Here is a 23,934-nt window from a genome sequence, read left to right as displayed (position 1 = left end):
AGATTACAACCATTATAAAATATATAAGATGGAATCTTTAGTAAAATTTGTACAAGACGAATTTGTAGCAAAAAAAGACGTACCTAACTTTAAAGCAGGAGACACAATTACTGTGTACTACGAAATTAAAGAAGGGGCTAAAACAAGAACTCAGTTCTTTAAGGGTGTAGTAATCCAAAGAAGAGGAACTGGATCTTCAGAAACATTTACAATTCGTAAAATGTCTGGAACTGTTGGTGTAGAGCGTATCTTCCCAATCAACTTACCAGCTATTCAAAAAATCGAATTGAACAAACAAGGTAAAGTTCGTAGAGCTAGAATTTACTACTTTAAAGAACTTACTGGTAAAAAAGCAAGAATTAAAGAAGTTAGACGTAAATAATCTCTTTTTATTCTTAATCTCTAAAAAGCTCAATACCCTGTGTATTGAGCTTTTTTTTGTATGAAAAATAGCACAGCTTTTATAAAAGGTGTTATGTTTTTAACACCCTGTAGAAAAAGATAATATTATTAGTACATTTGCAAAACTTTATAAGCTTAATGTTTATAATTTTAAGAAACTCATTAAACAATTTTTAAAGAATTAAAATGGCAACAGAAAATTCAAAAATCATTTATACACTTACAGACGAAGCTCCTGCTTTGGCTACGTATTCATTATTACCAATCATTAAAGCTTTTACTAGCAAGGCTGGTATTGAGGTTGAAACTAGAGATATTTCTTTAGCAGGAAGAATTTTAGCAAACTTTCCTGAGTTTTTAACAGATGATCAAAAAATTTCTGATGCTTTGGCTGAATTAGGAGAATTAGCTAAAACTCCTGAAGCAAACATTATTAAATTACCTAACATTTCTGCTTCTATTCCTCAGTTACAAGCTGCAATTAAAGAGTTACAAGAAAAAGGATTCAACATTCCTAATTACCCAGCAAATCCATCTAACGATGAGGAAAAAGCTATCAAAGCTCAATATGCAAAAGTATTAGGTTCTGCTGTAAACCCTGTATTACGTGAAGGAAATTCTGACCGTAGAGCTCCAAAGGCTGTTAAAAACTACGCTAAGAAAAACCCACACTCAATGGGTAAATGGTCTAAAGATTCTAAAACGCATGTAGCTTCTATGGAAGCTAATGATTTTTATGGTTCTGAAAAATCTACAACCATTGAAAACGCTACTGAATTTAAAATTACTTTTAACGGAACAGACTTAAAAGGTTTTGCTCCTTTAAAAGCTGGAGAAATCATTGATACTTCTGTAATGAGTATTAGTGCTTTAAAAGAATATGCTGCCAAAGAAATTGCAGATGCAAAAGCAAACGGTGTATTGTTATCATTACACATGAAGGCAACCATGATGAAGGTTTCTGACCCTATTATTTTTGGTGCTATTGTAGAAGTTTTCTACAAAGATGTTTTTGAAAAATATGCTGATTTATTTGCTGAGTTAGGAGTAACTGCTACCAATGGTTTAGGTGATGTATATGCTAAAATTGCAGGACACCCTAAAGAAGCTGAAGTAAAAGCTGCTATTGATGCTGTTTATACTGATGCTCCTGCTGTAGCGATGGTAAATTCTGACAAAGGAATTACAAACTTACACGTACCTTCTGATGTTATTGTTGATGCTTCTATGCCTGCTATGATTAGAACTTCTGGTCAAATGTGGAACAAAGAAGGAAAACAACAAGATACCAAAGCTTTAATTCCAGACAGATGTTATGCTGGAGTTTTCCAAGCAACTATTGATTTCTGTAAAGAAAATGGTGCTTTTGACCCAACTACTATGGGAACTACTCCTAACGTAGGATTGATGGCTCAAAAAGCTGAAGAATATGGATCTCACGATAAAACTTTCCAATTAGATGAAGCAGGAACTGTACAAGTTGTTGATACTAACGGAAATGTATTATTAGAGCAAAAGGTTGAAGCTGGAGATGTTTTCAGAATGTGTCAAGTAAAAGATGCTCCAATTCAAGACTGGGTTAAATTGGCTGTAAACAGAGCTACTGCAACAGGAGTTCCTGCTGTATTCTGGTTAGATGAAAACAGAGCTCACGATGCAGAAATCATCAAAAAAGTAAACAAATACTTAAAAGACCACAATACAGAAGGATTAGAAATTTTAATCAAGTCTCCTATTGAAGCTACTAAATACACTTTAGAAAGAGTAAAAGCTGGATTAGATACTATTTCTGTAACTGGAAACGTATTACGTGATTACTTAACAGATTTGTTCCCAATTTTAGAATTAGGAACATCTGCTAAAATGTTATCTATTGTTCCTTTAATGAACGGTGGAGGGTTGTTTGAAACAGGTGCAGGAGGTTCTGCTCCAAAACACGTTCAACAATTAATTGAAGAAAACTATTTACGTTGGGATTCTTTAGGTGAATTCTTAGCTTTAGCAGTTTCTTTAGAACACTTAAGCGGTAGATATAACAATGCACAAGCACAAATATTAGCAGATACTTTAGATGCAGCTACAGGTAAATTCTTAGACAATGACAAATCTCCTACTCGTAAAGTTGGTGGTATTGACAACAGAGGTTCTCACTTCTACTTAGCATTATATTGGGCACAAGAATTAGCAGCTCAAAATAAAGATGCTGAATTAAAGGCAATCTTTACTCCTGTTGCTGAAGCAATGACTCAAAACGAAGCTAAAATTGTTGAAGAAATGATTTCTGCTCAAGGTAAAGCTGTAAATATTGGTGGTTACTACAAATTAGATCAAGAGTTAACTTTTGATGTAATGAGAGTTAGTAAAACTTTAAATACAATTATTGACGGAATTGCTTAATTAATTCCTTCATTATTAATTTTAAAAAAAGAGCGATTCAATTGAATCGCTCTTTTTTTAAATGTATTTTTTATTAAAGATAAAAGGGGAAATATCTTTCAATCCCCCCCTATCATATAATAATTAGGAAAATTATTTAATCCATCTAGGATCTCCTATTAAATTATCTTTTATTGTTTGATTTCCAATAGTAAAATCACCATTTAAAGGATCAGCAAACTCAGGATCTAATTGCGTACCTGAACCATCAAATACAGTTTGACTAGGATTAAAGAATCCATCAGCATTAAAGTAATTGTTATTACTAAAAGTAACTGTATCATCAGTTCTACTTTGATCAGAATAACCTTCAGAACCAGTATCAGTTATCAAAGTATTTTGTACAATAATATCATTTGTTTGGAATCTAATATACAATACTCTCTTACTTGATGAATCACAACATCCATATAAGGTGCTATTTTCTAACAATACATTACAAACCAGACCATTTTGAGTTGAAGTTCCTGCATCATCAATTCTAAAGAAATCACGACCTGGTGCACAATTATTAAAAGTACTCGTTCTTACCGTTACATTAAATACATCAGAATTTCTAAAATCAATAAAATCTCCTCCATTAGTTACAACATTTGTAACAATACAGTCCTCTACTGTTACAGACTGTACTATTGCATCTGTTGTGTTTCCTGCAATAAATGAACGATCAAAATCATGAATATTACACCCTTTTATTAAAAGTGAGTTATAATTACCCGCACCAGTATACCTAGCAACATCCTGAATAGTTGTAGCACCATCTAAATCTAAATCAATTAAATTTACATCAGTTGCACCTGCATTAAATTCAAAATTAAGACTTAATTTAGGTTTAAAATCTGTTTTCAAACCTCGAATAGTTATTGATTTATCTAAAGTAATTGTTCCTGTTTGTGCAGTAAAATCACCTTGATCTATTAAAATAATCTCTCCATCTTGAGCATTATTAAGTATTTGTATTAAATCATCTGTTGTAGAAACTAGAGTATTATTACCTACAGCAACTCCAGTTGTAATTTCAGCAAAACCTCTTTGTTTTGCATTATTATACAAGGTAGCTTTATATTCTGTCTCAGATGTTAACCCTGTGATATTAGCAACCCCATCTATTTTTTCCTGAGCAGTAATATCATGTCTTATATCTCCTGGCTGTAACATGAAATGCGTAACATTTAAACCCGCTTCCCACCTTAAAGTTACATTGTCATCATCTGCATCACCAAGTTCATATGGCAACATAATTTGTTCCGACAAAGTTGTAAATTCACCTAAAGCCCAAGAAGAATCATCTAATTCTCTAGCACTTTTAGCTTTTACTCTTACAGAATAAACTGTTTCCCCTTCTAATCTTACAGTAATTGGTAATTCTTCTGCTGTAACCTCAACAGTTTCATAAATAGTTGTAAAATCTGGATCATCTGCACTAAATTCAACTATATAACTATCTATATTGTCATCTACAGTCCAACTCATTTCAACATAAGTTTGATTTCTTACAATTGTACTAAGACTTACTGGTGCAAACTCTCTATTTATAGACAAACTTTCTACAACTTCTTCATCGTAACTACAACTAGCTACAATAAAGGCCAAGAATGCTATAAACCCTTTATATATATTTTTTGTTTTCATAAATATCGTTTTATTTTTTTCTAAGATTCTAATAATCGTAATCGTTTACCAACTGATTATTACTTCCATCTATAAACACTTGCCAAATTGGCCAAAACTGTCTTTGATCAGGATTTACCCCAACTTTATAAATAGAATTTATCGTAACATCATCTAAAGCATCCCATGATTTGGTAGAATAGTCTACTCCAGGATTTGTAGTCTCGCCTCTATTTAAACCATAAATATCTAAAGTTTCTCCATCCGCTTTATACTTATAATATAAAGTCGTTGGCACATCTGCATAATCTCCTGCTCTGTTCATGAAATCTGTCATTTTAGATTTTGCTTCATCTAACTTTGTTTTTAATAAGTTCCAACGTATTAAGTTTTGTTTTCTCTCCATTTCACCTGTAAACTCATATTTGTGTTCTTTTACAATAGCATTAAACATATCTTCTTTGGTTGATAAATTATCTACATATGCATCAACTTTTGTAGCATGTGCGATTGCGGGAAACGCTCTTCTACGAATTTCTTTTAAATATGGTGCAGCTGCTTGAGGTCCGTTTAATTCATTTGCTGCCTCTGCTGCTATTAACAACACTTCTGCATAACGCATATAAACTTTATTAACTCCATCATCATTAGTAGAAGTCACATATCTATCCATCCACTCATAACGATACTTACCAAAATACCACGTATCTGAAGCCGTTAATTCTTGTTTAGAAACACCATTTACAGCCGTTGCCCATTCATAAGGTACACAAGTTACATCACGTCTGGTATCTTCTTCATCATAGTCATAAAAAACTGTTGGAACTGGCCCTGCAATTCCTCCTCTACCTTGACCAGTATATTGATCTACACTACGGTGTCTTACTGCAAAAGAGAACAAAACTCTTCCTCTACCATCTGCAAAAGGAATTTCCCAAAGAGACTCTCCTCCTGCTGTTACAATTTCTTTATTGTAATTTTTCCAAAATTGTTCAAAAGAAGGATTTAAAGAAGCTTTACCACTTTGAATTACATCTGTAGCTTCACTTAAGGCCAATGTATACATTTTCTCTACAGATAAATCTGGATCACTACTTCTTCTAACTCCATCAGGGTATTGCTGAAAACCACTAGCAATCATAGCTAAACGAGCTCTGAATCCTTTTACAAAAGCTTTGTTTACTTTTTCAACTGTAGAAGTTGCCGTAGTTTCATTTGGCCATGGTACCAATGTGGCTGCCTCACCCAAATCAGCAATAATTTGTTTATAAATAATATCTCTATTAGATTTTGCCAAATAAATTGTTTCTGAAGTAATAGGTTCAAAACGAGCAGGGACATCTCCCCAAGCTTTCATTAAATCTGCATAATATATAGCACGTAAAGTTAATGCCTCTCCTAATATTTGTCCTAACTCTGTTCCTGGTTGTGGATCTCCATAAGCTCGTAATCCACGAATACAAATGTTAGCACGCTCTATACCAGAATACATCATAGCCCAAGCATTATTTGTTGAGTTCATTTGTGTATTATTAGGTTTTGCATCGTATATCATTAACTCACCTTGAGAACTACCTGCATCATCAGAACTAAAGTTATATTCAATATCTGTATTAAACCCATAAAAAGGGATAAACCTTCCTCTATAGGAGTTTGTTTGCCCCATGGGTTCTAAAATTCCATCAATGGCTCCTCTTGCCAATCCTGGTGTAGAGAAAATAATAGACTCGTCTAAGGTTGATTTTGTTGGAGCTTCTAAAAATTCAGAATCCTCACAAGCTGTAAACAGACTTGTCATGATCAATCCTGAAATTATTATTTTATATATATTTTTCATTTTCTAAAGTATTTGTGATTAAAAATTAAGGTTTAAACCAAAAATTAACGATCTACTTCTTGGGAACGGAGAATAATCAGTTCCTGGCGTAAGTGGCGTATTTCTTCTTGTAGAAACTTCAGGATCTGGACCAGAATAATTAGTCAACACGAAAACATTATTAGTAGTTGCATAAAAACGTAATTTTGAAATCCCTATTTTTGAAAGCTTCTCATCAGGTATAGTATATCCTAATGTAATGGTATTTAATCTTAAAAAAGAACCATCTTCTACTGCCCAATCACTAAACACATTTCTTTGCATATAAGGAGACCACATTGTAGTGTTTTCATTCATAGCTGCTAATTGAGTAGGGTCTGTAACCAACTGACCTGTAGCTGCATCTAAATTTTTCCATCTATTACCACTAGCCATGATATTGCTTAAATTTCTATATTGACCATTTTCTGTAGCAGTTGCATATTCAATTTTACTAGCATTATAAATATCATTACCAATGCTAAAGTTAAATATAGCTGCTAAATCAAATCCATAAGCATTGGCATTCATTGTAAAACCTCCTGTAAAATCTGGATTGGCATCTCCTATGATTGCATTATCATTTATATCTACAATACCATCCGGCACACCATTAGGACCACTTACATCTTTTAATTTCATAGTACCTGGCATTACATTACCAACTACTGCTGATGCATCTGCAATTCCTGATTTTAAAGTATAAGTACTTGTTGCAGCATCATAATCAAAATCTGAAACTTCATAACGTCCATCATTTTGATACCCATACATAGCTCCTAAAGACTGTCCTACATTCACAACATAATCATTCCCTATTTGGGTAGAAGCCCAACTTGTAGCCTGACCAAAATCATCCATTACTCCTAAAGAATTGATTTTGTTTTTATTCATGGCAACGTTTAATCCTAAACTTAACCCATAGTCTTTATCACTAAAAACAACTGCATTAAAAGATGCTTCAAGTCCTGAATTTTGAACCTCTCCCATATTTCTGTACTGAGAAGTATACCCTGTACCTGGTGTAGGAAAGTTAATTAATAAGTCTTTGGTTATGTTTTTATAAGCTTCTAAAGACCCTGTTAGACGGTTATTAAAAAATCCGAAATCTAAACCTACGTTTTGTGTTACGGTAGTTTCCCATTTTAAATCTGGGTTAGCCAAAGTTGATGAAGCTGCCCAGTAATTGCTCACTCCATTTAAATAAGTAGTTGTTCTTGATTGGAAAGTTTGCACTTGTTGACCTGAAGGAATATTATTGTTTCCTGACTGTCCATAACTTACTCTTAATTTTAATGTATTTAAGAAGTCTGAATCTTTCAAGAATTCTTCTTCTGTAATTTTCCAAGCAACAGCTGCTGACGGAAAATACCCCCATTGATTGTCTCCTAAAAATTTACTAGATCCATCTGCACGGTAGGTAGCTCTAAGCAAATAACGATCTTTATATGAATACTTAACACGACCAAAGAATGATAGTAACTTATCGTCTGGACTGTAATTATTATCTATAGAAACTGGTGTTCCTTGCGTTGTTAAACTTTTAGTAGTTTCAAAATCAAAAAACTTAGGATAACCTTGAATGATGTTTTCCACTTCATTGCTTTTTGAGATAATCATTTCTTCACCTATTAGTAAATCTAAACTATGATCTGCTCCTAAAACATTTTTAAAGTCATAGTTTAACGTATTCGCATTTCTGAAACGATCTCTTTTTTGATCAGAAAAAATCAATGCAGGCATTCCTTGATTTTCTGCAGCTGCATTGTTACTTACATAATAAGTAGAACGCCCATAATAACGGTAATCTAAATCATTATAGTTATCTAAACCTAAACTTGTTTGAAAGCTTAAATTATCTATAATCTCCCAATCAAGCCTTCCTAATAAGTTATAGTTTTTTCTTTGTTTTTCTCTTTGATTATCTGCCAAAACTACCAAAGGATTGATTAAATCATTAGACAAAGCATCATCTGTATTACTTGTGGTAAGACCTGAAATAGGAATAGGAGAATATAGGACTGTTTGTTTATAACGAGAATCTCTAGGAGTACTTCCTTCTGACTGCTCTGCACCCGTACCATTCTCAATTCCAGTATCTGCATAACGAATGGTAAAAGCCAAATCAACTTTATCATTTACTTTGCTTTTTAAAGCCAATGATAGGTTATCTCTTTTAAACTTAGAACCAACCATAATTGATTTTTCATCATAATGAGCATAGTTAAAATTATAATTAAACTTGTCTGTACCTCCACGAACAGATAAATCACGGCTATGCACCTCTCCCATCTGACCATACATTTGTTTTTGCCAATTATTTCCTTTTTGACCGTTGTATTGATCACGATCTTGCCAAAGTCCAAAATAATCTGTGTAAGATTGTAGATAACCTGATTCTCCTGGAGTTTTAGGATCTGTAAGCAAAGCATATTCATATTGCCAACTTACATAATCTTCGGGATCTAAAACACCAACAGTGTTTGCTATGGTTTTTACTCCATAAAATGCATTAAGATTTGTTGTTATTTTACCATTTTTACCGCTTTTTGTAGTTACAATAATTACTCCATTAGCTCCTCTAGAACCATAAATAGCGGTTGAAGAAGCATCTTTTAAAACTGTAATATTTTCTATATTAGATGGAGCAACATCACTAATACTATTTACAGGAAAACCATCAACAATAACCAACGGAGAAGCATCTTGAGTTAAAGAACCACCTCCACGAACTCTAATATTTATTTCAGAATCTGGAGAACCATCGGTTGATGTTACTTGCACCCCAGCCATACGACCTTGTAATGCCTCGGCAACATTAGATACTGGCCTCTCCCTTAACTCATCTCCACCTAAAGTAACTACAGCACCTGTTAAATCAGATTTTTTAGTGGTTCCATATCCAATTACTACAACTTCGTCTAACTTATACTCATCACCTTCCATTACAAAATTAACGACCTTACGGTTACCAACTAAAACTTCTTGAGTTATATAACCCACATATGAAAAAATCAAGGTTGGATTTTCTGATGTAATATTAAGTGAATAATTACCATCAAAATCAGTTAAAGTACCATTTGAAGTTCCTTTTACCATTACCGTAGCCCCTGGTAAAGGTAATTCTGAATCTTTAGTAGTAACTGTTCCTGAAACCGTTTTGCTTTGTGCATTCATTTCGTTTACAGAAAAAAACAAAACAAATGCTATAAAGCATAAACCTGTTTTATTCAATGTAAATTTTTTCTTTTTTCTCACTTTAAGTAAGAAAAATAAATAGTTTGAAAAATAATAGTTTAGCATAAATGATTGTTTAAATAAATTAATATTTGTTTTTATTGACTCCATTAATAGATATGCAAAAAATATGTAGATTATTTAAACCACATAAAAAGTTAATGTAATCGATTACTAAAATATTAAATCACAACCTTTATAACTATTAAATTTTAATCAAATTCTTTTAAATTTTAAACATTTCATTAAAAAAACAGATATTAACATATAAAAAAACAATATAAACCCCTCTTGTTTAAACTATAAAGAATCAACAATTACACGTAAACAATGGTTAAGCCCATATAAATTAATACTATTTTTGTTATTAGAGCATGTATAAAATTTCATTCAGCGTTTTATTTAAATTTAATGATGCTTAATATATTCTGATGGTGATATGTTGTATTTATCCTTAAAACAAGTACTAAAATACCCCGCACTGTTAAAACCAACATCAAAAGCTACTTCAGATATATTTTTCTCTCCTGCATCTAACATTTGTTTGGCTCTTTTTAATCTCATATCTCTTACAAACTCGACAGGTGTCATATTAGTAAGGCTTTTAAATTTTCTATTAAAAGTAGCTCTTCGCATATTAATCGATTTTGCAAAAGACTCTATTTTAAAATCTGGATTTACCATTTGTTCTTCTACAACAGCTATAATTTCCTTCAGAAATGCTTCATCTTTAGTAGTTACTACTATTTCACTAGGAGATAGTTCAACCGTTTTAGAATCTAACACTAAAGAATCAAACATCTTTTTCCTTTTCTGTATTAAATTCCCTATAGATGCTTTTAAAAACTCAGTATCAAAAGGTTTTGTAATATAATAATCTGCACCATAGTTAAGTGCTTGAATTTTATTATCAACTGTAGATTTTGCTGTTAACAAAACTATAGGAATATGACTTGTGGTTTCTTCATTTTTAAGCTTATCTAAAAGCTCTAAACCATCCATCACAGGCATCATAATATCACTTAATATCAAATCTGGTATATTTGCCATGGCTTTTTCTAATCCATCTTTTCCATTAGTTGCTCTAATAACTTTATAGAATTTTCTTAATTGATTGGACAAAAATCTTCTAAGTTCATTATTATCTTCTACTATAAGCACTGTCGGTAAACTTCCTTGAGGTTCATCTACCTGACTAGAAGTTTCTTTAGCTACATCTATTTTTACCTCTTCGATATTGTTTTTTTCCAATTTAATTGGATAAGAAGTTGTTAAGGTGGTTATGGTCTTTTTCCCTTCTTCTTTTATAGAATTCATTTTAAAAGTAACGGTAAGTCCTTCTCCAGCATTATTAGTAGCATATATTTCTCCGTGATGAAGCTTTATATATTCTTTACACAAAGCCAAACCAATCCCTGTCCCCTCTATATAATCTACTTTATTACCTTCCCCTTCGTAATATAATTTAAAAATCTCTTTTAATTTATCTTCCTCAACCCCCACTCCTTGATCTATTACTCTAACAACAAAAGAATCATCTTCATTTTTAATAATTTCTACTGTAATTGTTTTGTCTTTAGGTGAAAATTTAAAAGCATTTGATAATAAATTATAAATAACAACATCTATTTTTTTATCATCTATCTTAACAAAAAACCTATCAGTATTTGATACTATTTTTAACTCTATATTCTTTTCATAAGCAGCCTCAGAAAACAACGAAGCAATTTCATTAACAAAAGAAATTAATTCAATTTTTTTAATATTTAAAGTTGCTTTTCCACTTTGTACTTTTCTAAAATCAAGCAATTGATTTACAAAACGAACTATCCTACTTGTGTTTTTTCTAACAACTTCCATATATTCATTTCCTCTTGGAGATAAATTTTCGTTAATAGCAATCTCTTCTATAGGATTTACGATAAGCGTTAAAGGAGTTCTTAATTCATGAGAAATATTGGTAAAAAAATTAAGTTTTAATTCTGTTAACTGATGCTCTATAGCTACTTTATTTCTTAAACGAATAACTGAGAAAGCAATTCTTCTAATCATTTCCGAAAAAAGAACTATTAATAAAACATAAATAATATACGCCCAAGTAGTTTTCCAAAAAGGAGGAGTAATAGTAATTGCTAAAGTTTTGTATGGTGTATTAAAATATAGTTCTTTATTTAAGCACTTTACCTCAAAAACATAATCTCCAGGTGACAAATTGGTATAAGTCGCTTTTTTCTGATTTTGAACATTGTGCCAAGTTTTATCAAATCCCTTTAGCCTATATACATAAATTTGCTTGTTATTTGATCTATAATCTAACACCTGATAATTGATTCCTATGGTATTTTGAGTATAATCTAAGTTTAATCTTTTATTGTAGTTTATATTACTTTCTAAAGGAGTATTTTCAGAAAACAAATCAACCTCTTTATTGTTGATTTCTAACTTAGTAAAACTCATTTTAGCGTTTATTTTATAATCCGTAATTTCTTCTGGATTAAACTCCAAATAACCTTTAACTCCACCAAACAATAAATGATTATTTGGTAACTTTATACATGAACTTTCAGAAAAACCTGTTTTAGATAAACCATCATACGAATCGTAATTTCTAAAAGTATAATCTTTCAAATTAAATTTAGACATTCCATTTTCTGTAGCCAACCATAAATTTTTATGATTGTCTTCAATCATACTTAGAATAAAATCACTTGACAAACCTTCTTTAGTTGTAAAGGTTTTAAACTTTATAGAATCCCCTTCATCAATTATTTTACTTAAACCTCCTCCCGATGAGGAAATCCACATATTACTTTCCGAATCATTATAAATATACAAAACATCATTACTGGGAATACTAGAAATATCTCCTGATATTTTATGATAAGCATCAAAATTCACCTCATCATAATCATCTGTATTAGGATTCATTTTAAGCAAGCCATTGGTAGTTGCAATCCAAATTTTACCTTTTTTATCTTCATTAATAAACCTTACTTTCCCACAAGTATTGATAGGATAATTTTTAAAACTATTTTTTGAATTTTTAAAAATAGTTTTTCCATGCCTCTCCATGACTAAATTTATTCCCGATCCATAATTCCCAATCCAAATATCTCCTCTTTTATCTTCAAAAACGGTATAAATTTTATCTCCACTAATACTACTATTGTCATTCTCGTTATGAACAAAATGTGTCAATTTATATTTTGATCTATCTATATTAAGTGGTTCCGCCTTGTATAATCCGTTACCTTTGGTTCCAATCCAAATATTTCCTTTGCTATCTTCAAAAAGTTTATAAATAAGCATAATGCCTTCTTTTGGCCAATTAACAAAAAGATCTTTAACCGCTTTCCCATTTTTGGTCACAAATAACTTACTTGATTTTGAGGCCAACCAAAGTCTATTATTAGAATCATATAAAATCCCCCTTATTTCATTATCCGTTTTATTGTCTGTATTTTCAAAAAGAAGATGATGTTTAAAGTCATCTTTTTGAAAAATAACTTTACTAATTCCTCTATCATTAGTAACCAACCACATAATACCTGAAGGGTCTAAATACCTAGTTGTAATAATATTAGAGTCTAAATAATTGGTTTCACCATTTTTATTATAAAAGTGATGAATTTTATCATTTGTTTTATCATAATAACCAAATCCTCCTCCTTTCATTCTTACCCAAAGTCTATCAAATTTATCCTCAAAAACATCATAGCTTTTTTCATATACTTGAAAAGTAGCATCGTTTTTCTGAAAAAACTTTTTAAACTTATTCGTTTGAGGGTCAAATTTGATAACTCCATTATTTTGAGGTTCTATCCACAACAAACCATTTTGATCTTCATAAACACTATAAAATGATTCTTCTTTAAATTTACTTATATTTTCTACTTCTAAAGTAGATGCGTTAATTTTAAAAAGTTCTCCTTTAGAGCTAACTACATAAATAGCATTTACTTTTTTAGATATATATAAATCTCTTAGATAATTATCAGAAATCTTTTTTTGATAAAATTTTTGCAAAACTTTATCAAAATAAATAATTACTCCATTATTTGTAGTAAACCATAATTTACTCCCTCCTTCTTTAACACTCGTAAAATCATATAAATTAAAATAATTAATACTTGTGAATTTTCCTTGAAGATCTTTTTTTAGAAGTGATAGTCCTTTTGAGCTCCCAACCCAAATATTTCCATCTGATTGTTCAAAAACAAAACGAATGTTGTTAGAATGAAGCGCTTTATTAGCTTTGTTAAATTTTGTTAACTCAATATTAACCGAGTCTTTATACGTTACAAGATAAACTCCATGACTTTCTGTAGTTATCCAAACATTCTCTCCTTTAGGAATAATTTTTAAGAAGTTAATTTTCTGGGTTCCCGTGTAATCAGAAAGAGCCATAAAGGTTTCGCTTTTTTTATCAAACCTATAAATCTGATCATCATCTGCTTTTACCCATAAATAACCTAGATCATCTTCTTTTATTTTATTAATTCTATTATTATCTAATTTACTTTTATACCCAGCTCTTGCTTTGTAAATAGTAAAATTAGTACCATCAAACCTATTGATTCCATCCCAAGTTCCAAACCACATGTAACCATCTTTGCCCTTTAGTATATCCATAATACCATCATGAGAAAGACCATTTTCTGTTGAATAACTTTCTACAATACATTTAACTTGTGCTTTTGTATTGGTACCAAAAAGCAATATTATAATAAGAACAAAATATTTTATTCTGATGAATTGAATCATTTACAAAATTTAAGTAATAGCTATTACCAAATTAACAAATTAGTGCGTTTTACACCTCTAAAATCATTATTTAATAAAGAATACTAATTTTTAATTAATTATTCTCTTTAGGTTTCTATTCTTTATATTTTAGGAACCCATCCATTAAAAATATTTTTAACCGTATATGTTTTAACCTGTTCTTTTGTTAATTGATGAGTCCATTTTACACGGGTATTAGATGAAGCCCCCACTCCCGTAGAATTATACTCAGCATAAAATGTAGTTTTTTCAGCGCTCTTTTTTCCCCAATTATGCCATCCCTCTCTTTTAATATGTTTTCCCATACTACAATTGATAAAAACTGTTTGTGCATAATTACGCCATGGCCTTCCTAAATAAACACTTTTCTCAGATGCATCTCCTGTTAATTTACAATTGATAAAAGTTAAACCTGAACTCGCTCCTTGATTTGTAGAAGCAGCAGTAATATAACTTCCTCCTTTTTTTGAGTAAATTTCACAATTTTCAAAAACAGCTACAGACCATCCAAAAATAAAATCTGTAGTTCCTTCTATATAACAATTTTTATAGTACTGTCTAGATTTTTCTCCATGCAAATACAAAGTATCTTGAAAACCTAAAAATCTACAATCTTCAAACACTACCATATCTCCGTCTACTCTTACCGCTACAGCTTGACCTTTAGGACCTGAAGAATTTTCAAATGTGATTTTTTTTGCTGTAAACTCATTACCAAATATATAAAAGGATGATGATCCTGTGGTCCCCATCTCTTCTCCTAAAATATTTTTCTTACTTGCAAAATCATCGTTAGTCAAAATCACTTTATCTGGGTCTTCACCTACAAAGGTTACTTTGGTTTTTGAAGCTGGTAAAATCAACTTTTCTTTATACACTCCATTTTTAATATAAACAACTGTTTCTTGTTTTCTAAAATCAGGAATGGCTAAAATAGCCTCTTGTACAGTTATGAAATCTCCAGAGCCATCTTTTGCCACCGTATAATTGGGCTTATTAACTTGTGCTATTGTTGACAAACCTCCACCAAATAACAACATAAATATTTTTAAAAACGTTAATACTTTCATGAATAAAATTCGTTAAAATTATTTTGCTTTGTTATATTTTATTACTTTTTCACCAACCTCTTCTCCTTTAAAAACTTGTTGATTTACATCTGAAAAATCAGCTTTATCAAACTGAATATTACTTGTTTTAGACCCTAAAACTTTAATAGCAGATTTACTATTAGTAAAGTTAAAACCACTAGTTGTAATATTCTTACTATTATAAACAGTTAAAGCAAAATCATCTAATGCTTTTATGGTAACATTTTTTAATGTAATTCCATCACTATCAATAGCTGTAATCCCCTTTTTAGTATCGAACATAGAATTTTCTATAGAGATGTTTTTTAAATTCATTTCTGGTAATCCCATAAAAAACACAGCTGTTTCAGAATCGGCTACATGAATATTTTTCATAAATATGTTTCTAAAAGAAGGGGTTTCATCTGTCACAGCTACCAATTCCTGATCTTGAATTTTAGTATCTGTTTCTTGTCCTTCCTCTAAAACTGGTGATTTACCAGAATAATATAAATTGAAACGAATAGCCTCTGTTGGAATATGAACCATATCAATATTAGAAATATAAATATTTTCTACAACTCCACCTCTACCTCTGGTACTCTTAAATCGTAAACCTACATCAGTCCCTATAAATGTACAGTTAGATACATGTACATTTTTAACTCCTCCAGACATTTCGCTACCAACCACAAAACCACCATGAGCATGGTAAACAATATTGTTTTTTACAATAACATTTTGTGTTGGTATATTACGATCTCTACCATCTTTATCTTTTCCAGATTTTATACAAATAGCATCATCACCAACATCAAACGTATTGTTATAAATCAATACACGATTACAAGATTCTAAATCTAACCCATCACCATTTTGTGAATACCAAGGATTACGAATGCTTAAATTTCTAATAGTGATATCCTCACACATTAATGGATGAAGATTCCATGCTGGCGAATTTTGAAAAGTAAGACCATCTAACAAAACTGTTTTACAATTGATTATACTGACCATCACAGGACGAAGAAAATCTTTAACAGTAGCTAATTCTTCATCACCTATTAAATCTGGTACATTAAAATTGGTACTGCTTTCAAATCCTTTTTTTGAACCTTCAGAAGGAAACCATATCTTTTTATCCTTAGAAAGTACACCTCCAGAATTCACTAGACTTTTCCATTGCTGATCTGTCATTTTACTTTTTTTAACTGGACGCCAGGCATCACCATTACCGTCTATAATTCCGCTACCAGTAATTGCTATGTTTTCTGCATTATTAGCATTAATAGGGGAAACACAACGTACAGTATTTAAACCTTCAAAACTGGTTTTTACAATTGGATAATCATCAAAATCATCACTAAAAATAATCAATGCTCCATCTTCCAAATGTAAATTGATATTACTTTTTAAAGTAATAGGACCTGTGTACCACATTCCTGATGGAACAACTACAGTTCCCCCTCCTTTTTTTACAACTGCCTCAATACTTTGTTTAAAAGCTTCTGTGTTTTTAAAAATTCCATCACCAACGGCTCCAAAATCTTTAATATTAGCTTTATAGCTATTAAATTTTACTTGTTTTACAGAATCCATTTTAAACTCTATATTTTGATACATAGCGTTTAAATCTTGCTCTTGTTTTGATTGAGCGTTATTCGTTTGAACGAACCCTACCCCTAATACCAATGCAGTACATAGAATTGTTTTTAATATTTTCATTCTTAATTTATTTTGTAATTCTAAAATAATCTACATCCGCATACCCACCACGTTTTGCTTCTGGCGTACTAATGCTAAATAATCCCACTTTTGCTCCAATCCATTTACCTACTCTGGCTTTAAATGGTTTTCCTATTTTTTTAAATTTCTTACCATTTTCGCTGTAAGTAAACTGGCACATGGCATCTGGCGCTACTACTTCTACTTTTATGAAAACCTGATTGTCTTTTAATTTTATTTCTTCATTGGTAATTTCCTCAGCTCCTCTATCAGCATTAATCGCTTGGGTTTGCTGTAAATAAAACACTTCTTCTTTTTGAGTAATAGTCACCGTTGCGTAATCTCTTCCCATTACAATCAATCCTGCTTTACGCGGTTGTTTGGCATCTTCTGGAATCAAGGTGATTTTTGTATCAACAGTAAAATTAGGTGCAGGAAACTTTTGTAACAATAAGTTGGGCACCTCCCATAAATTCTTAGCTTCTTTAGGAGTTGCCATACTAAACAACCTTAAATAATCTTTTCCAGGTAATTTAGCATGCCACAAAATATTTGGATTTGCATTCCACTGCCATTGTACGCCTAAACCATTACCATTAAACTCATCTGTTTCTTTTGGGGTTTCAACAGTATATGTTTTTCCCACCTTTGGTTTTTTATGCATCATTACAGGTTCTCCAATTCCATTTCCATCATTGTCTTTTCCCATTACAGGCCAATCTTTTCTCCAATCCATAGGTTGTAAATGCACAATTCTACCATAAGCATCTACATCTTGAAAATGATAAAACCAATCTTCTCCTTGAGGAGTTTCTACCCATGCACCCTGATGTGGTCCGTTAACACTTGTTTTTCCTTGTTCTAAAACCACTTTTTCCTCGTAAGGACCATAAATATTTTTAGATCTTAAAATTAATTGCCAACCTGTTGCCACTCCACCAGCAGGAGCAAAAATGTAATAGTAGTCATTTCTTTTATACATTTTAGTTCCTTCTACCGTTGGATGATCTTCATGTCCATCAAAAACATGACGTCCAAGATCTAATACTTTTGTACCATCAGGACTTAATTTAAACATGGTTAAAATACTTTTTACTCCTGCACGACTTCCAGCCCAAGCCACAGACAAATAAGCTTTTTCGTCTTCATCCCATAACGGACAAGGATCAATAGCTCCTTTGGCTTTCATAACCAATACAGGATCTTCCCAAGCACCAGCTGGATCTTTGGTTTTTACCATGTAAATTCCAAAGTCTGGATCTCCCCAATAAATATAAAACTCGTTATTGTGATACCTAATACTTGGAGCCCATACTCCATTTCCGTGTTGTGGAATATTAAAATGTTCTACAGGAACTTGTAATGGTAATGCATAATTGATTAACTCCCAATTTACCATGTCTTTTGAATGTAAAATAGGCAATCCTGGAGCAGCGTTAAAACTAGATGCCGTCATATAATAATCGTTTCCTGCTCTAGTTACATCAGGATCGGAATAATCAGCATGAATAATTGGATTTTTATAAGTACCGTCACCTTGATCTGCTACCCAAACCTGCGATTCGTAAACTTCATTTTTCTGAGCAAAACAAAAAGTTGTCATCAAAAAAATAGTTAGTAAACTAAATTGTCTCATCTCTTTTATACTCTTTTTAATCTGATTATTTATCTAATTCTAAACTTGCTAAAATAAACGCTCCTGTTCCTTTTGGATCATTAGATCGAATTTGCTCGTTTACATAATATTCATAGCTTCCATCACGATAAGGATTTCCTCCTAAACCGGCCACAGCACAACATTGATTTAAGTTGACTACTCCATTTTCAACACTAATCAAATTGTTTAAGATTCCGTTATAGGCTTTTAAAGCAATATTTTTATACTTTTTAGGTAAATACCCTTTGTTTGCTCCTTTGGCAAAAGCGTAGGCAAACATAGAAGAACCTGTTGCTTCTAAATAATTCCCATCTCTGTTTCCTTGATCTAAGACTTGATACCACAATCCTGTTTTTTGATCTTGAACTTTTACCAATGCTTCTGAAAACTCATTTAAATAAGCAATTAACCTCTCTCTTCCTGGATGATTTTTTGGAAAATTATCTAGCACATCAACTATGGCCATTCCATACCACCCCATAGCTCTTGACCAAAAATTAGGAGAGGTTCCTGTTTCTTTATTTGCCCATGCTTGTTCTTTACTTTCATCCCAACCGTGATACAACAATCCTGTAACAGGATCTTTGGTGTGTTTTTGAATCAAATCAAATTGATGAACAATATCATTATATGCTTTTGTAGCCTCATCTCCTTTATTAAACATACTTGTATATTTTGCATAAAAAGGCTCTGCCATAAACAAACCATCTAACCACATTTGATGGGTGTACCTTTTCTTATGCCAAAAACCACCATCAGTAGTTCTTGGTTGAATATCTATTTGTTTTCTTAAAGTTTGAATGGCTTTTAAAAATCTTTCTTCCTTAGTTTTATCATATAAATACAATAAAACATCCCCAGACTTTAACATGTCTAAATTTGCTTTGTCAAAAGAATAGGTTAAAATTTCTCCTTTTGAATTTACCATTGTATCAGGATAACTATAGATATAATTAAAATATTCTTCTTTCTGAGTTTCATCATAAACTCTTTTAGCAGCCATTAACACCAATCCGTTTGGGTAACTCCATTTTGGTTTTGTATGAAAATCTAACATCCAAGACTCAGGAAAACGTTTCATTTCAGAAATCAACATACGTTCTGACCACTTTAATTCTGTAGCAGTTTTTTCAGTTTTATGCTGTTCTTCTTTTTTACTGTTTTTACATGAAAACAATATTATAACCAACAATACACTAAAAAAATAGGGGATATTCTTAAATCTAATTCTCATCCTGTCTAATTATTTATTTGTTAATTTTTTATAAAATACTAGCTCAATAACTTAATAACTACAGTAATTCTTTTAATTACAACAATCAATTATTTGAATTCTATCAACAACAAAAGTAATCGATTACGAAAATATCAAAACATAAGCCCAATCTCTATTAAATTTCAATCAAATACTTTTAAATTTTAAACATATCAACCCTAAAACACCTAAATAATTACTCAAAAAACAATACAGGTATATAATTATTACATAAATCCAAAAAAAAATATAATTCTCTTAACTCAATAAAACCACGTTATTTTTATTCTCCTTGAATCTATATTAAAAATGCATTATAATTTATATACTATCCTTATATTTAATTTTTAAACCTTAAAATTAAATTGATATGAAAACAGGAGCTTTGTTAACCATACTAGTAAGTGAATTATTGATATTAATGATGATGTCTGTAGATATACAGTCTAGTTCACTTAGTTTTGTAAGCACATTAGTAGTCGTGGTAATTGTTGCATTTTCTTTTTCTGCCATATTGCAAAACATAAAAAGCTTAACTACTAGTAAAAAATATGGAATTAGTGGACTTATGGGAATCGCTGCTGGTTTGTTATATTTTTGGTGGGCAAGCGATCATTTTAACGCCATTGTACAATGGTTAAAAACATACGGAGTGTATTTTCTATTTCTTATTATTTTTATTTGTGCCTTATTTTTATATACTTATAAAGGTGACAAAAAGCGTAAGAACATAGAAGAATCGTCACAATTTTAATTTTAAAAAAAAGAAGAATAAATGAATACTAGAACATTAGGAAATAAAGGATTTACTGTAAGTGAAGTTGGACTAGGTTGTTGGCAAATTGGAGCCAATTGGGGAAATGAAATAGCCAAAGAAGAAGCATTTGAAATACTTAACAAAGCTGTAGAAAATGGTATTACTTTTTTTGATACTGCAGATGTTTACGGTGATGGACGTAGCGAAGAATTAATTGGAGAATTTATAAAAAATTGCAAAACACCTATTAGAGTAGCTACTAAATTTGGGAGAAGTGCTGACGTTTTTCCAAACCATTATACTGAAGTTTCCTTAAGAAATCATGTAGAAGATTCATTAAAAAGATTAGGAGTCTCCACTTTAGATTTAATTCAATTACACTGTATTCCTTTAGAAGAATTAAAAAAAGGAGATATTTTTAACTGGTTAAGAACTTTACAAAAAGAAGGGAAGATTCGTCATTTTGGAGCAAGTGTAGAAAGCGTAGAAGAAGGTCTTTTATGTTTAGAACAAGAAGGAATTCAATCTTTACAAGTAATCTTTAATATTTTTAGACAAAAACTAGTCAAAGAATTATTGCCACAAGCCAAAGCGAAAGGAGTGGGAATTATTGTCCGTTTACCTTTAGCTAGTGGATTGTTAACTGGTAAATTTACTAAAGACACTCAGTTTTTAGAAAGCGATCACCGAAACTTTAACAAAGATGGAGAAGCTTTTAATGTTGGAGAAACTTTTGCTGGACTTCCTTTTGAAAAAGGAATTGAATTAACAGAAGAATTAAAAACCATTTGCCCTGATGATTTATCATTAACAGAATTATCATTAAGATGGATTTTAGATCACGAAGAAGTAAGCGCTATTATTCCTGGAGCAAGCTCTTCTAAGCACATAGAAGGAAATGCAAAAGCAAGTAACTTATCTGCTTTATCAGAAAAAACAATGACAGAACTTTCGGAGTTTTATCAAAATAAAGTTCACCCATACATTCGTGGATCTTATTAAACAAAATATACTTTTCCACTAAAAAAACTCTCAATAATTTGATATTGAGCGTTTTTTTTATTCATGATTATTTAAAAAATTCCATAAAATTCTTTGATATTTAAATTTTACACTTATCTTCGTGTCATAGTTAAATATGACACTAATACAATCTGCTATGATTACAATAGAAAATTTAAATTTTAACCATTCAAAAGAAAAACAACTATTTCAGGATTTAACATTACAACTTAATTCAGGAAACATTGTTGGTTTGTTAGGTAAAAACGGAGCGGGTAAATCTACCTTATTACAACTTTTATCAGGATTATTAAGTCAAAAATCGGGAAATATTGATATTAATGGTTTTGAACCTTATGACAAGAACCCTAATTTTTTATCTGACTTATATTTGGTTACGGATGAACCTTATGTTCCAAATATTAAAATAAAATCATTCATAAAGAATTTTGCTCCCTTATATCCAAATTTTGATGTTGAAAAACTAAAAAACATTTTGATTGAGTTTCAATTAGATGAAAACATGAAGCTTGATAAAATATCATATGGACAAAGAAAAAAATTCATCATTGCTTTTGCTTTGGCTACCAATAGCAAATTATTATTACTTGATGAACCTACTAATGGACTGGATATTCCATCTAAAAAAATATTTAGAAAAGTATTGATAGAATCTATTAATGAAGATCAGTTGGTCATGATTTCTACCCATCAGGTAAAAGACATTGAAACCATTATAGACAAAATAATAGTGATTGACCATGGTAGAATAACATTTAACCATGATTTGTATGAGATAGCCGAAAAACTTCAATTTAAAAAAGTACCGAGCATACATAATGAAGATCAAGTGTTTTACTCAGAAAAATGTCCTGAAGGATATCATATTATCACACCTGTAAACAAAAATGAAGAAACAGAAGTTGACATGGAACTTTTGTTTAATGCCATTAATAATAACATTGCTATACATATTTAAAAATGGAAAAATACTTTAACCTAACAAGGTTCTCTAAATATTTTAGATACAACCTAAGCATACATTACAAAGCCTATTTTATTACTTGTATTATTTTGTTAATAGGATTGGTTTGCACTAATTATATTTATTTGTGTTCTAATCATGAATACAAAGCTAATACACATGTTACTATATATACATTATCTTATTGTTTAAGTGCCATCCTAGTTATAGGAACAGGATTTCCAGAACTAAGAACCAAATCAAAAACCATTTATTTTTTAACCATTCCGGCTTCTGTTTTTGAAAAATATTTGGTTCAGTTTTTTATAAGAACTATCTGCTTTACTATTATTTACCATGTTTTGTTTTGGGTAAGTTTAAAATTAGCACATCATTTTTATATGTTAACGGATTATAAAAAGCACTTTGCTATTTATGATTATAATTTCTTTTCTGCTTTAGAAAATTCAAGGCCAATGCAAATGTATGTACCAATATCTTTAATTATAGCAATGTGTCTTATGTTATTTACAGGATCAATCATATATAAAAAACACACCTTATTCAAAACCGTATTTACTGTTATCGCCATTCCTTTTGGTATTTATGTTATCCTATTAATTTATTCATATATATTTCATCCTGGGGCAACTGATGATTTTTATCCAACGCTTTACAATAGATATCTTTATGATGGTGGTATATATGGATATGGTACTAGATTAATACTCATAATAACCATTACTAGTTTTACCAGTTTATTACTCATCCCCTTTGCTTATTTTAAGTTAAAAGAAAAAGAACTGTAATATGGAATTCAAATCAAACAAAGGAATTTTTCTTCAAATAGCTGATAACTTATGTAATCAGATTCTAGAAGGAAAATTGCAGCCTGGAGACAGAGTACCATCCGTAAGAGATTTAGCCATTGAATTAGAAGTAAACAGAAACACCGTAATGAGAAGTTATAGTTATTTAAACGACGAAGAAATATTTGTAAACAAAAGAGGAATAGGTTTTTTTGTGAATGATATTGCTTTAAAAAAAATAGAAGAAAAGGATAAAAAAGATTTTTTTGAAAACGAGATGCCTTATATCATAGAAAAAATAAGACTATTAAAATTAAACAGTAATGATTTTAAAGAAATTTTTAACGAATTGAAAAACAATGATTAGTA

The 23,934-nt window shown here is 30.8% G+C and carries 15 protein-coding genes; 7 read left to right on the top strand and 8 right to left on the bottom strand.

All coding sequences use genetic code 11. From position 1 onward, the window contains the following. Nucleotides 1-28 precede the first annotated feature (28 nt). The gene (rplS, locus tag BUB70_RS07950; protein ID WP_073120344.1) at nucleotides 29-382 is read left to right on the top strand and encodes a 50S ribosomal protein L19; all 354 of its coding nucleotides are present in this window, start codon (nucleotides 29-31) and stop codon (nucleotides 380-382) included. Nucleotides 383-588: 206 nt separating this feature from the next. After that, a complete protein-coding gene (locus BUB70_RS07945) occupies nucleotides 589-2,799 on the top strand; it encodes an NADP-dependent isocitrate dehydrogenase (protein WP_073120341.1) in 2,211 nt (736 codons plus the stop codon). Nucleotides 2,800-2,931: 132 nt separating this feature from the next. Here BUB70_RS07945 and BUB70_RS07940 read toward each other — a convergent pair whose 3' ends face one another. From BUB70_RS07940 to BUB70_RS07905, 8 genes are all read right to left on the bottom strand, one after another. Then, the gene (locus BUB70_RS07940; protein WP_073120339.1) at nucleotides 2,932-4,470 is read right to left on the bottom strand and encodes a DUF5123 domain-containing protein; all 1,539 of its coding nucleotides are present in this window, start codon (nucleotides 4,468-4,470) and stop codon (nucleotides 2,932-2,934) included. Nucleotides 4,471-4,498: 28 nt separating this feature from the next. Continuing rightward, entirely contained in the window at nucleotides 4,499-6,286 is a 1,788-nt protein-coding gene (locus BUB70_RS07935) for a RagB/SusD family nutrient uptake outer membrane protein (protein WP_073120336.1), read from the bottom strand. A gap of 18 nt (nucleotides 6,287-6,304) precedes the next feature. Continuing rightward, nucleotides 6,305-9,562 carry a SusC/RagA family TonB-linked outer membrane protein gene (locus BUB70_RS07930; RefSeq protein WP_073120915.1) on the bottom strand — a complete coding sequence of 1,086 codons (3,258 nt, stop codon included), beginning with the start codon at nucleotides 9,560-9,562 and terminating at the stop codon, nucleotides 6,305-6,307. 387 nt (nucleotides 9,563-9,949) lie between these two features. After that, nucleotides 9,950-14,305, bottom strand: coding sequence for a hybrid sensor histidine kinase/response regulator transcription factor (locus tag BUB70_RS07925; RefSeq protein WP_073120334.1), 4,356 nt, complete (start codon nucleotides 14,303-14,305; stop codon nucleotides 9,950-9,952). Nucleotides 14,306-14,427: 122 nt separating this feature from the next. Beyond that, nucleotides 14,428-15,396, bottom strand: a complete 969-nt coding sequence (locus tag BUB70_RS07920) for a pectinesterase family protein (protein ID WP_084730225.1) — start codon at nucleotides 15,394-15,396, stop codon at nucleotides 14,428-14,430. Between the two features lie 18 nt (nucleotides 15,397-15,414). Further along, on the bottom strand, nucleotides 15,415-17,121 hold the full coding sequence (locus BUB70_RS07915) for a glycoside hydrolase family 28 protein (RefSeq protein WP_073120332.1): 1,707 nt from the start codon (nucleotides 17,119-17,121) through the stop codon (nucleotides 15,415-15,417). Nucleotides 17,122-17,128: 7 nt separating this feature from the next. Further along, nucleotides 17,129-18,724 (bottom strand): glycoside hydrolase family 43 protein, encoded by a 1,596-nt coding sequence (locus BUB70_RS07910; protein ID WP_229742980.1) that lies wholly within the window; start codon nucleotides 18,722-18,724, stop codon nucleotides 17,129-17,131. 58 nt (nucleotides 18,725-18,782) lie between these two features. Further along, nucleotides 18,783-20,012, bottom strand: coding sequence for a glycoside hydrolase family 88/105 protein (locus BUB70_RS07905; protein WP_073120327.1), 1,230 nt, complete (start codon nucleotides 20,010-20,012; stop codon nucleotides 18,783-18,785). A gap of 391 nt (nucleotides 20,013-20,403) precedes the next feature. Here BUB70_RS07905 and BUB70_RS07900 point away from each other — a divergent pair, with 391 nt between their 5' ends. The 5 genes from BUB70_RS07900 (at nucleotide 20,404) to BUB70_RS07880 (ending at nucleotide 23,932) form a co-directional block, all read left to right on the top strand. Further along, nucleotides 20,404-20,787 carry a hypothetical protein gene (locus tag BUB70_RS07900; protein WP_073120325.1) on the top strand — a complete coding sequence of 128 codons (384 nt, stop codon included), beginning with the start codon at nucleotides 20,404-20,406 and terminating at the stop codon, nucleotides 20,785-20,787. A gap of 21 nt (nucleotides 20,788-20,808) precedes the next feature. Continuing rightward, nucleotides 20,809-21,792: an aldo/keto reductase gene (locus BUB70_RS07895; RefSeq protein ID WP_073120322.1), complete on the top strand. Its 984-nt coding sequence runs from the start codon at nucleotides 20,809-20,811 to the stop codon at nucleotides 21,790-21,792. A gap of 157 nt (nucleotides 21,793-21,949) precedes the next feature. Further along, the gene (locus tag BUB70_RS07890) at nucleotides 21,950-22,771 is read left to right on the top strand and encodes an ATP-binding cassette domain-containing protein (protein WP_073120911.1); all 822 of its coding nucleotides are present in this window, start codon (nucleotides 21,950-21,952) and stop codon (nucleotides 22,769-22,771) included. A 2-nt stretch (nucleotides 22,772-22,773) separates the two neighbouring features. Beyond that, complete coding sequence (locus BUB70_RS07885; protein WP_143155266.1) at nucleotides 22,774-23,565, top strand: hypothetical protein; 792 nt, start codon at nucleotides 22,774-22,776, stop codon at nucleotides 23,563-23,565. Between the two features lies 1 nt (nucleotide 23,566). Then, nucleotides 23,567-23,932: a GntR family transcriptional regulator gene (locus BUB70_RS07880; protein ID WP_073120318.1), complete on the top strand. Its 366-nt coding sequence runs from the start codon at nucleotides 23,567-23,569 to the stop codon at nucleotides 23,930-23,932. Nucleotides 23,933-23,934: the final 2 nt, after the last annotated feature.

The sequence above is a fragment of the Wenyingzhuangia marina genome, from assembly GCF_900130035.1.
Taxonomy (GTDB): Bacteria; Bacteroidota; Bacteroidia; order Flavobacteriales; family Flavobacteriaceae; genus Wenyingzhuangia; species Wenyingzhuangia marina.
The sequence above is the reverse complement of the archived record's forward strand: the minus strand, read 5'-3'. Positions and strand labels throughout refer to the sequence as shown.